Source organism: Flavobacterium flavipigmentatum (assembly GCF_020911905.1).
Lineage (GTDB): Bacteria > Bacteroidota > Bacteroidia > Flavobacteriales > Flavobacteriaceae > Flavobacterium > Flavobacterium flavipigmentatum.
The window spans coordinates 829,637-844,282 of record NZ_CP087133.1 but is presented as its reverse complement, the minus strand read 5'-3'; the positions used below and the strand labels follow the sequence as shown (position 1 = coordinate 844,282).

General features: G+C 33.4%; 15 protein-coding genes. 6 read left to right on the top strand and 9 right to left on the bottom strand.

What is annotated here, in order from left to right; genetic code table 11:
* The first annotated feature begins 2 nt into the window (after nt 1-2).
* Together LNP22_RS04045 and LNP22_RS04040 are read left to right on the top strand one after the other, a co-directional pair.
* Nucleotides 3-983: a succinylglutamate desuccinylase/aspartoacylase family protein gene (locus LNP22_RS04045; RefSeq protein ID WP_210667733.1), complete on the top strand. Its 981-nt coding sequence runs from the start codon at nt 3-5 to the stop codon at nt 981-983.
* Nucleotides 970-1,539 carry a 5-formyltetrahydrofolate cyclo-ligase gene (locus LNP22_RS04040; RefSeq protein ID WP_229975446.1) on the top strand — a complete coding sequence of 190 codons (570 nt, stop codon included), beginning with the start codon at nt 970-972 and terminating at the stop codon, nt 1,537-1,539. The genes LNP22_RS04045 and LNP22_RS04040 overlap by 14 nt, the downstream gene beginning before the upstream one ends.
* Before the next feature lie 2 nt (nt 1,540-1,541).
* Here LNP22_RS04040 and LNP22_RS04035 read toward each other — a convergent pair whose 3' ends face one another.
* Complete coding sequence (locus LNP22_RS04035) at nt 1,542-1,886, bottom strand: helix-turn-helix domain-containing protein (RefSeq protein ID WP_229975445.1); 345 nt, start codon at nt 1,884-1,886, stop codon at nt 1,542-1,544.
* Nucleotides 1,887-2,011: 125 nt separating this feature from the next.
* Between LNP22_RS04035 and LNP22_RS04030 the strand changes: the two genes are divergently transcribed.
* The 3 genes from LNP22_RS04030 to LNP22_RS04020 all read left to right on the top strand — a co-directional run bounded on the left by LNP22_RS04030 (nt 2,012) and on the right by LNP22_RS04020 (nt 4,194).
* A complete protein-coding gene (locus LNP22_RS04030; protein WP_229975444.1) occupies nt 2,012-2,746 on the top strand; it encodes a bacteriocin fulvocin C-related protein in 735 nt (244 codons plus the stop codon).
* Between the two features lie 121 nt (nt 2,747-2,867).
* Nucleotides 2,868-3,707 (top strand): TlpA family protein disulfide reductase, encoded by an 840-nt coding sequence (locus tag LNP22_RS04025; RefSeq protein WP_229975443.1) that lies wholly within the window; start codon nt 2,868-2,870, stop codon nt 3,705-3,707.
* 211 nt (nt 3,708-3,918) lie between these two features.
* A complete protein-coding gene (locus LNP22_RS04020; protein WP_229975442.1) occupies nt 3,919-4,194 on the top strand; it encodes a hypothetical protein in 276 nt (91 codons plus the stop codon).
* A 2-nt stretch (nt 4,195-4,196) separates the two neighbouring features.
* Here the strand turns inward: LNP22_RS04020 and LNP22_RS04015 are convergent, their stop codons facing one another.
* The 8 genes from LNP22_RS04015 to LNP22_RS03980 form a co-directional block, all read right to left on the bottom strand.
* The gene (locus LNP22_RS04015; RefSeq protein WP_229975441.1) at nt 4,197-4,943 is read right to left on the bottom strand and encodes a tetratricopeptide repeat protein; all 747 of its coding nucleotides are present in this window, start codon (nt 4,941-4,943) and stop codon (nt 4,197-4,199) included.
* Nucleotides 4,944-5,002: 59 nt separating this feature from the next.
* Nucleotides 5,003-6,748 carry a BatD family protein gene (locus LNP22_RS04010; protein WP_229975440.1) on the bottom strand — a complete coding sequence of 582 codons (1,746 nt, stop codon included), beginning with the start codon at nt 6,746-6,748 and terminating at the stop codon, nt 5,003-5,005.
* A gap of 122 nt (nt 6,749-6,870) precedes the next feature.
* Nucleotides 6,871-7,638, bottom strand: a complete 768-nt coding sequence (locus LNP22_RS04005) for a tetratricopeptide repeat protein (protein ID WP_229975439.1) — start codon at nt 7,636-7,638, stop codon at nt 6,871-6,873.
* A gap of 43 nt (nt 7,639-7,681) precedes the next feature.
* A complete protein-coding gene (locus LNP22_RS04000; protein ID WP_229975438.1) occupies nt 7,682-8,713 on the bottom strand; it encodes a VWA domain-containing protein in 1,032 nt (343 codons plus the stop codon).
* A gap of 90 nt (nt 8,714-8,803) precedes the next feature.
* A complete protein-coding gene (locus LNP22_RS03995; protein WP_210667713.1) occupies nt 8,804-9,805 on the bottom strand; it encodes a vWA domain-containing protein in 1,002 nt (333 codons plus the stop codon).
* A complete protein-coding gene (locus tag LNP22_RS03990; protein ID WP_229975437.1) occupies nt 9,805-11,439 on the bottom strand; it encodes a hypothetical protein in 1,635 nt (544 codons plus the stop codon). Before LNP22_RS03990 ends, LNP22_RS03995 begins: the two co-directional genes overlap by 1 nt.
* A 127-nt stretch (nt 11,440-11,566) precedes the next feature.
* Nucleotides 11,567-12,430 carry a DUF58 domain-containing protein gene (locus LNP22_RS03985; protein ID WP_229975436.1) on the bottom strand — a complete coding sequence of 288 codons (864 nt, stop codon included), beginning with the start codon at nt 12,428-12,430 and terminating at the stop codon, nt 11,567-11,569.
* An 80-nt stretch (nt 12,431-12,510) separates the two neighbouring features.
* Nucleotides 12,511-13,515 (bottom strand): AAA family ATPase, encoded by a 1,005-nt coding sequence (locus LNP22_RS03980; RefSeq protein ID WP_007807095.1) that lies wholly within the window; start codon nt 13,513-13,515, stop codon nt 12,511-12,513.
* Between the two features lie 212 nt (nt 13,516-13,727).
* Between LNP22_RS03980 and LNP22_RS03975 the strand changes: the two genes are divergently transcribed.
* A complete protein-coding gene (locus LNP22_RS03975) occupies nt 13,728-14,600 on the top strand; it encodes an aldo/keto reductase (RefSeq protein ID WP_229975435.1) in 873 nt (290 codons plus the stop codon).
* Nucleotides 14,601-14,646: the final 46 nt, after the last annotated feature.

Here is a 14,646-nt window from a genome sequence, read left to right as displayed (position 1 = left end):
TTATGAAAGATAGTAAAACCATGCTCATTTTTGGGGAGTCTATTTTACCCGGAGAAAACAGGACGATAAATGTCGAAATTGCTCGTTTGCATACTACTACAAAACTTAATATTCCGGTGATTGTTCGGCGTTCTAAGATTGATGGTCCAGTAGTTTTATTTTCAGCAGGTATTCATGGTGATGAAATAAATGGTGTCGAAATCGTGCGTCAGATCATTAGTAAAAAAATAAACAGACCTTCGAGAGGTACTATTATTTGTATTCCGGTCATTAATATGTATGGTTTTGTCAATAAATCTCGTGAGTTTCCTGATGGCCGAGATTTAAATCGTGTTTTTCCTGGAAGTAAAAAAGGCTCTTTGGCCAGCAGATTTGCCTATCATATCGTCGAAGAAGTTTTGCCGATTATTGATTATGCGATCGATTTTCATGCGGGTGGAGCAAGCCGTTTTAATGCGCCACAAATTCGAATTTCAGAAAATAATCCCGACTTAAAACTTTTGGCCGATGTTTTTAATGCGCCGTTTACCTTGTATTCAAAAAACATTTCGGGCTCCTTCAGGAATACATGCGAAAAAGCGAATGTAAAAATGCTTCTTTTTGAAGGAGGAAAATCAATAGACATCAATAATGAGGTCGCTAATGAAGGAGTGAAAGGAGCCAAACGCCTGCTCGCTCATTTGAATATGTTAGATGCCAATCAAATGGTAGATCCTATAGAAACGGCCACTATTTATATAAAAAATTCGGTTTGGTTGCGTGCCAAATGTTCGGGCTTGCTTCATGATTATGGTTTTATTGCAAAATATGTTCAAAAAGGAACTATTCTCGCCACGATTACAGATCCGTTTGGTAAATTTGAGCGAAAAGTAAAAGCCCCTCACGACGGTTTTATTATCAATGCCAATCATTCGCCTATTGTCTACGAAGGCGACGCTATTTATCACATGTCTTATACCACTGCAACCAATGCCAACGAGTAAAAAAGAGCTGCGTCTCCATTACAAAAATCTTCGCAAGAATCTTACTCCCGATCAAGTCGAAGAATTGAGCCTTACAATAGCCAATCAGGTGCTGCAATTGCCTATTTGGGAGAAAACATATTTTCATGTTTTTTTGCCTATCGAAGAACAAAAAGAAGTCGATACCGAATATCTTTTGCATTTGCTTTCCGGAAAAGATAAGGAAATTGTAATCTCGAAAAGTGATTTTGAAACCCGAAAAATGACTCATTTTTTATTGACAGAAAATACTAAAATAAAAAAGAATGAATACCACATTCCAGAACCTGTAAATGGTCTGCCAGTTCCATCAGAAACAATAGAGGTAGTTTTTGTACCCCTTTTGGCTTTTGATGTTTTAGGAAATAGAGTGGGGTACGGAAAAGGTTTTTATGATAAATTTTTATCCGAATGTAAACCCGAAACCATAAAAATTGGTCTTTCTTTTTTTGAAGCAGAAACCAAAATAGAAGATATTTTTGAATTGGATATACAATTAGATTATTGTGTAACGCCCTGGAAAATCTATGAATTTTAATTTTATTCAGACGGTTTTGATAATGTTTTTTCCAAATTTGTAATTCTTCGGATAATATTTTCTAAAATTCCTTCTGGAAAAGTATTGCCTAAGTTTTCTATTTTTCTAATCATTGTATTATTATCATTTTGTGAGAAAGTATAGTTCTCATTATTCTCTAAAAAATAATTTAGGTTAACACCAAAAAGGTTGCAGATTTTCTCCATTAATAAAAAATCAGGAATATTTTTATCAGCTTCAATATTAGATATAGAAGTTTGTGCAATACCCACTTTGTATGCTAATTCTTCTTGACTCATCTTGTTATTTTGATACCTTAGTTTTCTAATTTTTGTTCCTATACTCATAAATTTTATTATTTTAATGTTCAAAAATAGCAAATATTTATTGAAATTTCTTACAATAAAAATAGATAAAGAAAAGTATTGTTAATATTTTTACATCAATTATTAATATTTTAAAACTTTACTTTATGAAAAATGTTGGAATTCGTTGTGTTAAAAATTTAAAACTATATTTATTATTATGTGTGTTGTTGTTTATAGTAGGGACAATTTTTGTTGCGTGTTCAAGTACTTCTGACGAGAGATTTAAAGAGACCTCGATTGATTCTAATTTGAGAAAAGATTTTCTTGAAGGGAAAAATTTCGATGAAGTTAAAAACAATTTCTATGAATTAGAAACTAAAAATAAATATGCTCTCTGGAATGATAAAATTAATCAGTTACTTACTCAAAAATTACCAGATGAACATGTAGCAATTTTAAAACAACTTAAAGTTGAATTGGTAAATATGGCAGATGATAAACCTAATAAAATACCAGAATTAGCGATACAATTAGCCAAAATTACGCCAAAACAAGATTTTATTAGAATGTTTGCTGAATTAGAAGATTATAAATACGAGGGTAGATTTCATGATGACGAAAAAATATCTAATGAAATAATAAATACTTTCAGAACTGTTATTAGCAACAGGACTATGGAAGCTGATAGATCAAGTGCTAAAACGAGTAAGAAAAAAAAGTGTAATTGTAGTTGGACTTGTGATAGTACTGTTGGAGGTTATACAACAAATTGTGAAGAGACAACATCAGGTTGTGGCTTTATGTGGGCTTTTCCATGTACAGGTCGAGTGTTTGATTTAACAGAACCTACACCTGCCTTACCTACGTTTCCAAAAGATTCATTAGGTATTAAGCCCTAAAAAAGGTTTTACAAGAGAAGTAGTTATCAATATTTAGAAATCATGTTTTAATAGTAAAACATGATTTCTAAATATTGTTTTAATGATTTATTGCTGGAATATTAAAAAATAATTAGTTGTTATGAAATTAAAACAATTTTTTTTGTCTATTGTGATTATTTTACTCTACACGATTTTTGGAACTATAACTTATGGTGACCATTCTTTGATGCTGATTTTTACATTGTCATCCGTATTTATGATTTCTTTATTCATTTTTAAAAAAGTAGATAAAGAGGAGTATTTTAAATATATAGGTTTGCTAATTGTCCCCTTTCTGTCTATTCTTTTGTTTATTTCTATAGGTTATAGTGAATATTCGAGAACTATTTTATATCTTATTTTTATACCCATAAGCAGTTGTTTAGCATACTTATATTTTAAATATAGAAAAATTATAATTGTACTATTCTCTATTGCATTATTCTATAGTGTTGGTTATATTCTATTTCCTAATATTTTTAGTTTTTTACAAAATAGAAATGCGGTAGTCAATAAATTATTACCAAATGTGACGATCATAGATGAAAATAATAAAAAAGTTAATCTAGAAAAAGATAAGATTATTGTACTTGATTTTTGGTCAACAAGTTGTGCAATTTGTTTTGCTAAATTTCCATACTTAGAAAAAACATTTGAAAAATATCAAAACAATCCTAAAGTTGAAATTTACACTGTGAATGTTCCTTTAAAAAATGATGACTTTGTAAAGACAAATAAAATATTAGATAGTATTGGCTATAAATTCCCTAAGCTATATGCGAAATCTTCTAAAGAAATCAAGGATAGTTTGAATATATCTTCTTTCCCACATTTATTAATTTTAAAAAATGGACAGATTCGTTATGACGGTACATTTATCGAAGACAAAACAGTAATCTATAATACAGAGAGTGAAATTGAAAAACTTTTAAAGGAATGATTATTTTATTTTTTTAAATTAGATTATTGTGTAACGCCCGAGAAGCTTTATACCTTTTAGAAGTTTATTCTTTTTTCAATAGTGTTTATAGTTTTTTAAACAAGAATAGCTATTGAAAAATAGTTGGCATTAGTTAAATTTAAAATTTTTAAACAAACGATAGTTAGCGGATAGATTTACTATATCTTAGTGTTTTTAAAAGAAAAAAAATATGAATTTGAAAAATAGTCTGGTCATCAAAAAGTTTTTTACTCCAATGATTTTTTTATTGTTAGTCGTCCTTATCGGCGCTATTTTTCCGCATGAGTACAAAAAGTATCTTCTTTTCATCGTTTTGCCATTTGCGATAGCAAAGATCGCAGCTGACCTAATAAAATCCAGAAAAAGAGATCAATTGAATCAGACCAACAATTTCTGGTTTTCTTTGCTTAATCTTACCGTTACCATTGTTATATTGCTGGTTTTGTGGTTTACAATTAAAGGATAAAATTATTTTACTTCCCGAATCGCCATAGTATCAATCCAGCCTTCTGTTCCGTCCGTGAGTTCTATTTTTTTCCAGTTCCCTAATGTTTCTTGCACATAGACTTTTGCGCCTTCGTGCAATAAAATAACTGACGAACCTTTCTTTTGAGGCTCGCTTCGCACTTCGGTCATTTCAGCGAAAACAATTGCTGGTCTGTCATTTTCAAAGTTATTTCTCTCAGACATTCCTGCGGCCACACTCAGTAGTAAAGCAAACAACATTACAAACATTCCGATAAAAAACAACCTTTTTGAAAGCGAAAGTTCTGAAAAATAATACCCAATAAAGCTTAACAAAAAAGCAAATGAAAGGCTAACAGCAATAATCGCCCAGGTATTGTAATCAAATATTGAAGTAAAATTTTGAATAAGTTTTGAGAAACCTACTTTGGGTATTTCTTTGATTTCGTCAATAGTTAGTTTTTTGGCAAATTTTAAATTGTTCAAAGTTTCGGGATCATTTGGTTTTAAAACCAAAGCTTTCTCGTAATTATAAATCGAAGGTGCCACTTTGTTTAGTTTGTAATAACAATTCCCTAAGTAAAAATACAACTCTGCCGATTGCAGTTTGTCTTCTGCAACAACGCTTTCATACGCCTGTGCGGCTTCTTTATACAGCCCTTTTTGGTACAAAGCAGTTCCTTTTTCGAAATTGCTTTGAGCAAAGAAAACTTGTGAAATTAATAAAAAGAGATAAATTATATTTTTCATTTTAATGCTGTTTTAGCGCTTTAAACTGTTTTATAAACCTGTTAAAACTACTTCTTAATCTAAACAATTTGTTTTTCTAATTCTGAAATAATCAAAATTGCTTTCTCATAATCCTGCTGAATCGAAGCACTTGATGCCGGAGCATAGCGGGCAAATTCGCAATTTTCTGTCAGTGTAATAAAACTTTGTACCGCTTCCGGATTTGCATTGCGTGACAATAACAATTCCTGAATATTGTCTTTGCTCATTTCTGAAGTTTCAATATGCAATTTGGCTTTCAGGAAATTATGCATTGCTTTCTCCAAGGCGATATAAAATGGTTCTTTGTTATTAAGATGTTTTTTGGCTTCAGAAAGGTATTTTTTGGCTAGTTTGTTATTCATCTTAATTCGTTTGCCAGTAATATCGTTGTCTATCGCTTCTTTTCTCTTTTTTGCTATGATAATAATGGGTATAATGATAAACGGTAAAAACAATAATGTATAATACATTTTTGAACCATAAAAATCATTTTTGGACATGCTCACTAAAACCGTTTTTGGTCGGGTATATTTGAATTGTTCGACCGCTGTACTAATGTTTTTTGAGGTCTGATTGGCTTCTGCCAAAACAGGGCCATCCAAAACATCTACCATTATTTCTGGGGAAGTTATCTTTTTGTAAGTGCCCGAATTCAAATCAAAATAAGAGAATTCCATTGGTTTTATAGCGTATTTCCCTTTGTATTGCGGAACAATAGTATACTTATCCGAAATTTTTCCGCTCATTCCAGCCAGAGAAGTCGTTACCTTTTCGTCATGAACAGGATCGTACATTTCTAATGCATTAGGCACAACTGGTTTTGGTAATGTAAACAATTTTGTATTTCCAGTTCCGCTTGCACTTACGATTAAGTCGAGACTTTCTCCGTTTTTCAAAGTTGTTTTAGAAGGGGTAACTTTAAAATCAAATTTACCAACAGCTCCTGTAAAACCGGCTGGTTTGCCTGTTTCCGGAAGTGCTTTTACGCTAATGGTTTTGGCTCCAGCCGAAACGATTTTGTTTCCATCGGTAAGAATCATTTGGCCAAACATATCTCGGCGGTTGCTCGGATATTGTACTCCAATATCAAGTGATAACGGCTCAATGGTTAATCGTCCTGATTTTTGAGGATATAGAATAGTTTTTTTAAGAACAACAAAATAGCATCTTTCTCCCTTAAAACTGCCTTCTTCTACCTGCAATTGTTTGATTTCGATATTTTGGTTCCAAAAATCATTGTATTTTGGTTTTCCAAGCTCTTTAAAACCTGTTACATTGATATTATTAAAATATAATTTATAAACAACGGTAATCGGTTCATTTAGATATGGAGTAGTTTTAGAAATTTCGGCAACCAGATTTATGGTCGCCTCCGGGCCACCTTGTTGTTGCTGTCTGTTTTCAGGATCATTTTCGGGAGCAACGGCATTGGTCACTTTTATTTTTACAGGAGCGGTTTTATAAACCTGCCCATTGTACTCAATAGACGCTTGTTTGACTACAAAATTACCTTTTTGAGTAGGCTGCAATATATACGAATATATTTTTTGAAAAGAGCTTCTGCCATTCACCCAGGACTGACTTATTTGCTGACTTGGGCCCGCAACAACTCTAAATCCTTCAAATGTAGGTTGCTCAAAATTGTCACCATCGACATTCATCATAAAGTCAATGCGAAATCTCTCATTAACACCAAGTGTGTTTTTACTTACTCTGGCTTCAAATTGAACTTGGGCCATGAGCCCTTGAAAAGTGAACAGTAATAAAATTAAATATCTTTTCATTTAATGTTTAATCGTTTTTAATATTTAATCGTTTAATGGTTAATTTGTTTAATCGCTTTTTTAACGTTTTAATTGTTGAGTAGAATTAACAATTTAAAGAATAAACGATTTACCCAAAATCCTTACCAGTCTTTTTCTGTTTTTCTAGGAGTTCCTTTTACTTTTTGTGCGTTTACTTTATCTTGAATTTTCTTTTCTTCATTGTTTACAGCGTCTAATAAATTCTGAACACGCTCTTTTGAAATCCCTCCAGGCATTGGTTTTGGTTCGCCATTATTAGACGGATCATCTTTTTTTGGATCTCCTTTTCCGTCTTTTTTGTCCTTGTCTTTATCTCCTTTGTCGTCTTTCTTCTGGTCGTCTTTTCCGTCCTTCTTGTCTTTTTTGTCGCCGTCTTTTTTGTCGTCTTTCTTATCTTTGTCCTTGTCCTTATTTTTATCCTTGTTTTTATCGTTTTTAGGCGGATTCTCTTTTAGTTTTTGCTTGGCATAAGCATAATTATAACGCGTTTCATCGTCTGTAGGATCATTGCGCAATGCTTGTTTGTATGCTTCAACAGCTTGCGTATAATCTTTCTCTTTCATAAAAACATTTCCAAGATTATGAAAAGCTTTGTGTTTGTCGGTTTTCGTTTTGGCATTTTTTATGGCTTTCGCGTAAGCAAATTTAGCCTCAGAAACTTGGTTTTGTTTGTAAATGCTATTTCCTAAATTATAGGAAGAAATACTTTTCTTTGGAAATTTTGATTGCGAAATTCTATAATTAGCCTCGGCATCAACAAATTTATTCTGCTTATATTCTTCATTGGCATCCGGCAATGTTTTGTCTTTCTCCTGAGCCGAAACCGTCAAAGAAAACGTTAGTAAAATATAAAGAAGTAAATTTTTCATTCTAATTTTTTTTATTTTTTGCTTCGAATCTTTATCCGAACCATTATTTCTTTTCATTAAACAAATTCAATTCATTAATCCAATTTGTTTTTCTTTCTAATAGAAAAATATCCAAAAACAACAGCAAAAAAGCAAAGCTCAGAAACCACTGAAATTGCGATTGAAAGTCTGCCATTTGCGTCGCTTCAAATTCTGTTTTCTGGATGTTATTTAAAGCATTTTTTATGTATTCTAAAACCTCTTTTGTGTTTCCGCCATAAACATAACCTTTAGTAGATTTTGAAAGGGTTCTTAAACTTTCTTGATTGAGTTTTGTAATGACTGTTTCGCCATTTTGATCCTTTTGATAACCTTTGATGACACCGTTTTCTTTTAGTGGAATCGTAGCTCCTTTTTCGGTTCCAACACCTATTGTAATAATTTTCATCCCGAGTTTGGTGGCTTCTTCTGCTGCAGCTAATGCGCCTTCAGAGTGGTCTTCTCCGTCTGATATCAAAATCAATAACTTGCTTGTTTTGCTTTTTTCATCAAAATATTTTGACGACAATTGAATGGCTTCGTCTAGCGAAGTCCCTTGCGATGAAACCATATCTGGACTCATGCTTTGCAAGAACATTTTGGCAACGCTATAATCTGTTGTAATAGGTAAAACGGGGAAGGCGCTTCCAGCATAAGCCACAATACCTATACGGTCATTTCCTAATTGATTAATGATTTGAGAGACCAATTGTTTGCTTTTTTCAAGTCGACTTGGTGCTACATCTTCGGCCAACATACTTTTAGAAACGTCAACGGCAAAAACAATATCAATTCCTTCGCGTTTAACGGTTTCCATTTTAGTACCGATTTTCGGATTTACCAAACCAATAATCAAACATGTTAAGGCCAAAAGTACTACCACTAATTTTAAAACCGGTTTAAAAGTAGAGCGCTCAGGGCTTAGTTTTTTTACCATTTCCAAATCACCAAATTCGCGTTGTTTTTTTCTTTTCCAATACAAATTAAAAAAGAAAATACACACCAGAATTGGGAGTAATACAAGCAGGTATAAATATTTTTTTTCGTCTAATTCCATCTTTTAATTTCAGATTTCTGAATGTAGATTTTAGATTTTTTCTAAAATTATTTTTTATTTTTAAATTCCCCTTTCGGGGGTCAGGGGGCTTTAAATAAAGCTTCTGTAAACTGTATTTCGTAATCCAACTTCCAACAATAATAAAAATACTGCCAGTAAGACAAAAGGTCTGTATTTTTCGTCGTAATCGTAGAATTTTAGTTCCTCGATTTCTGTGGTTTCTAATTTATTAATGGAGTTGTAGATTTCGGCCAATTTATCATTGCTGGTAGCTCTAAAATATTTTCCGTCTGTTTTTCTGGCAATGCTTTTCATCAATTGCTCGTCGATTTCTACTTTTTGCATTTTAAATAAAAAGCCTCCGTTTGGTGCATACGCATACGGAAATTCGGCCATTCCGTTGGTTCCGATTCCTACGGTGTATACTTTTATACCATATTGCTTCGCAATATCTGCAGCCGTTTCTGGTTCGATAAAACCGGCATTGTTTACACCATCGGTCAACAAAATAATCACTCTGCTTTTTGCTTTGCTGTTTTTCAATCGGTTAACTGCGGTCGCAAGTCCCATTCCGATTCCGGTTCCGTCCTGCAAAACATTATCATATTTGATGTCTTTTATGGCTTGCAATATAATCGCTTTGTCACTCGTTACGGGCGTTTTTGTGTAAGCCTCAGAAGCGTACAACACCAATCCGATTCTGTCGTTGGGTCTTTCTTCAACAAAATCTGCAGCCACTCTTTTTAGAGCTTCCATACGATTGGGTTTTAAATCTTTTGCCAGCATACTTCCCGAAACGTCAATGGCCATGACAATATCAACTCCTTTTGTCGTTTTGGTCTGATTGCTAATATCAACCGTTCTGGGTCTTGCCAACGCAATGATCAACGAACATAACGCAATAATTCTGAAAACGTATAAAGAAGGTTTTAGTTTGGTTAATAACGATTCCGAACCTTTAAAACCTTGTATCGAACTCATTTTTAAGGTTGCCGACTGTTGATTGCGTTTCCAGAAGAACCAAGCAATTACAACTGGAATCAATAAAAACAACCAGAAAAAAGCTGGATTTAAAAAAGTGATCTTTCCCATTAGTTACTTGCTTTTTTAAGTTCAACCGAATTTAAAATACGCTCTGCAATTTCGTTGCCATAAGTATCTCCTTCTTCGTGAAAAATAGCGATCTGCTGCAAGCCACCGTCTTGACTAAAAAGCAAGATTTCGTAATACATTTTGGTACTTGATTTACTATTTGTATCAATATTGCTAAAGGTTCCGTATCCTTTTATTCCCGTAATTCCTTCGTTGGTTTGAAAGTCTTCTTGCTTTACAATCATATTTCTAGCACCTTGCGCTTCAATTGTTTTGAGTGTAACTTCGAGAGATTTTGCTAAATCTATTTGGGTTTCCTGCTTGTATTTTAATGTAGAAACCATTATCGAAAAATTATCTATAAGACTTCCATAACCAAAAGTCTGCATTTGTTTTACCAATGCCAATCCTTCTTTTGGAAGTGTTTTAGTAAGGTCAATTCTTTTTAAAACTTTTGGAGTTTCAATCAAAATGCCAGGGTTTCCGTACTCGCTTTTTACCCAGTCACTTTCTAATAATTCTTTCGTTGGATGACCTATTACATTATCTTTTACAAAATTGAAACCTTTGGTAACAATAAAGTAAGTTGTTGTGGCAGTAACCAAAAACACTACAGTTGCAGTTGCAGTAATAATACGTTTGTTTCTTTTTCTTTTTAATTGAAGTTGAATCTGTTTTTGTTTTTGTGCTTCATTCAGTAACAAATCTTCTTCTTCAACAGGTATTTCAGTTGGAATTGCATTGTCAAGCGTTAAAATCGCTTTCTGAATTTTGTTGCGATCTTCGGTAATTTCAAATTCTAAAGGTTTAGATTTTGCAAATTTTACCAAATCGGCCTGACGTAAAACACGCTCCAGATTTTCTACCGTTTCTTTACTCAAACTCATTTTCTTCTTGGTTGAAGCCGTTTTAAGACCCTGAATCAACTCAGAAGTAGTGCTTTCCATGGCTGGAATCTGAATGGCTTCTTCGATATAATTTCTCGCAATATCAGTCAATTCACTGTAATATTCTTTTATTTCACCTTTTTGCCAAAGTTCTTTTTTTTCAAGGCTGTTTAGTAAACTTGTCGCTTTTTCGATAGGTGTTTTATATACTTCTTCCTCGATTTTTTTCTGCTGGCGTTTTTTGATGTACCAATACACAAAAGCACCAATTCCTAAAATAATCAAAATGCCCAAAACATATTTCCACCAGTCTCCCAAACCATTGTCTACAACAGTAATGTCTTTGATTTCATACATTTTTTGCTGTAAAGTATCTAGTTTTACATTGGTGACTTCAACAGCTAAAGAGTCTGTTAAAAAAGGCGCTTTATCGATTAAGATTTTGATACTTGGAATCGTATATTTTCCAGAATCAAATTGCGTTAAGCCATATTTTTTGATAAGCTCGTACTGGTCATTCTTTTTGACAGTGTCAATCGGGTAGGACTCAATTACTTCAAGAGCACCGATGTTTTTCAGTTGAGGAAATACAACTTTAGATTTTGAACTCACCACCGTTTTAAGTGTTAACTTAAACTCGGCACCAATTTTATTTTTTGTAGTATCAATGCTGGTTTCCACTTGTTTTTGTTGTGCAAAAACAGCGGTTGAAAGCAGTAATAAAAATATGTAAAGCTTTAATTTCATTTGATTTTTTATTTCAGATTTTATTCTAAAATGAATGCTTAATAAGGCACGCAGATTTAAGCGGATTTTATTTTGTATAATTTTCAGCAGAAATCTAAATTCTAAAATCTGCACTCTAAAATTTTATTTATCTCGATTTAAAATAACCTAACAGTTTAGTAACGTAATTTTCGTCAACTCTTGTATTGACAACTCCTGCACCAGATTTACTAAAAACTTCCTTGAAATAATTGACTCTTTCATGATAATGCTTTTCGTAATTTATTCTCACCGATTTTGAACCCGTATTGACCAACTGAACTTTCCCAGTCTCAGCATCAACCATCGTGACCATACCTAAATTTGGGATTTTTTCTTCTCGAATGTCATACACCCGAATTCCGGTAATATCGTGTTTTTTAGAGGCAATTTTTAATGTTTGCTCATAATCTTCGGACATAAAATCTGAAATCATAAAAATAATGGCTTTCTTTTTTTGTGTTCCCGATAAGAATTTCAAAGCTTGAGCAACATCTGTTTTTTGACTTTTTGGTTCAAATTCAATCAATTCCCGAATGATTCTCAGAACATGCGAACGGCCTTTTTTGGGTGGAATATACAATTCAATAGTATCCGAAAATAATATTAAACCTATTTTATCATTATTTTGAGTGGCCGAGAAAGCCATGGTGGCCGCAATTTCGGTAACGATGTCTTTTTTAAATTGACTTTTAGATCCAAAACCTTCAGAACCCGAAATATCAACCATCAAAACCATGGTCAGTTCGCGCTCTTCTTCAAAAACTTTTACGTGTGCTTCGTTATAGCGTGCGGTCACATTCCAGTCGATGTTACGAATATCATCTCCATATTGGTATTGACGCACCTCGCTAAAAGTCATACCACGACCTTTAAAAGACGAGTGATATTCGCCCGAAAAGATATGATTGCTCAGTCTTTTGGTTTTGATTTCTATTTTACGTACTTTTTTTAAAAGCTCTTTTGTATCCATTGGATTTGTTTAAAGTTTAAAAGTTTCAAGTTTCAGGTTAGCTTTATTACAACATGAAACTTGAAACATTAAACAAATTTTTAAGGTACTTCAATCTCGTTTACGATTTTGTTGATAATGTCTACAGAAGTAATGTTTTCGGCTTCAGCCTCATATGTTATTCCAACTCTATGACGCAGAACATCGTGTACAACCGCGCGAACATCTTCCGGAATTACATATCCACGACGTTTGATAAAAGCATAACATTTTGCCGCATTGGCTAAATTGATACTTCCACGTGGCGATGCTCCAAAGCTAATAAGTGGTTTTAAGTCGGCTAGCTTGTACTTCTCTGGATAACGAGTAGCAAAAATAATATCTAGAATGTATTTTTCGATTTTTTCATCCATGTAAACTTCACGAACCGCTTCTTGTGCACGTAAAATTTGTTCTACAGAAACAACAGGATTTACTTTTTCGTAACTTCCTTTTAAGTTTTGACGAATAACAAAACGCTCTTCATCAATTTTTGGATAGTCAATGACGGTTTTTAGCATAAAACGATCGACTTGCGCTTCAGGAAGTTGGTACGTTCCTTCTTGCTCAACCGGGTTTTGAGTGGCAAGAACCAAAAAGGGACGATCCAGTTTAAAAGTGGTGTCGCCAATCGTTACTTGTTTTTCCTGCATGGCCTCTAATAATGCAGATTGTACTTTGGCCGGAGCACGGTTGATCTCATCTGCAAGTACAAAATTGGCAAAAATAGGCCCTTTTTTAATCGAGAATTCGTTTGCTTTGATGTTGTAAATCATCGTTCCAACAACATCGGCAGGTAACAAGTCAGGCGTAAACTGGATACGGCTGAAAGATCCTTGAACGGCTTGCGACAAAGTATTTATTGCTAAGGTTTTTGCCAATCCCGGAACACCTTCCAACAAAATATGGCCTTGACCCAAAAGCCCGATTAATAAACGCTCGACCATATGTTTTTGGCCTACAATAACTTTGTTCATTTCCATTGTCAGAAGGTCTATAAAAGCACTTTCTCTTTCAATTTTTTCATTTATCGCTCTAATGTCTAAAGTCGTTGTATTTTCTTCCATATAAATATTTTTAAAACCTTGATTTTTATGCCTTACTTTTGAGAGTGCAAATTGAATATTTTTTGAGAAGTAAGATGTTAAAGAATGGTTAAAACTTCGACCAACGACCTAATTTTAAGGACGAATTGTGATTCTATTTTTATATTTTTAAGAACTTTGATGATTATGTTATAAAAAAGCATATTTAATACCACAAATAACGCAATAAAACCATGAGCAAAACTGCATTATCGCCTATTATTTCAGGCACTATGAATTGGGGCGTTTGGGATAAAAACCTTACTCCAAAAGAAATGGAAAACATGATACAAATCTGTATCGAAAATAAAATTACCACTTTTGATCACGCCGATATTTACGGTTCGTACACCACCGAAGCCGATTTTGGAAAAGCATTTCATGCAAGTAAAATCGCAAGAGAAAAATTGCAATTGATTACCAAATGCGGCATCCAAATGATCGCGGAAAGTCGTCAGAATAAAATAAAACATTACGAATATTCTAAAGATTATATTATTTGGTCGGTTGAAGAATCTTTAAAAAAACTTAAAACAGAATATGTAGATGTTTTTTTATTGCACAGACCAAGTCCGTTGATGCAAGCAGACGAAATCGCCGAAGCGGTAGAAAAATTAAAAACGGAAGGAAAAATAATCGATTTTGGACTTTCTAATTTCTCTAGTTCTCAAACCGAATTGATTCGTCAGAAGACAGAAGTGAGTTACAATCAGGTACAATTTTCAGCAACAAATTACGATCCAATGCTGGACGGGAGTTTTGATTACATGCAAACACACGGAATTCGTCCACTTTCGTGGAATCCGCTTGGGACTGTTTTTAGAGAAGACACCAAAAAAACACGTCGTTTGAAAAAATTGTTAGTGAGTTTGGTCGAAAAATACAATTTAGGTTCTGATACTCTTTTACTTTCGTGGATTTTAAAACATCCCGCAGCTGTAATTCCGATTGCAGGAACGGTAAATGTTGCTCGAATTCAGTCGTTGATGAAAGCAGTAGAATTAAAATTAGACCAAGAAGACTGGTTCGCCATCTGGACAGAAAGTATGGGCGATGATGTACCATAAAAATAAAAATCGATAGTAGGTTTAAATGTTCTTATTTGCCACAGAT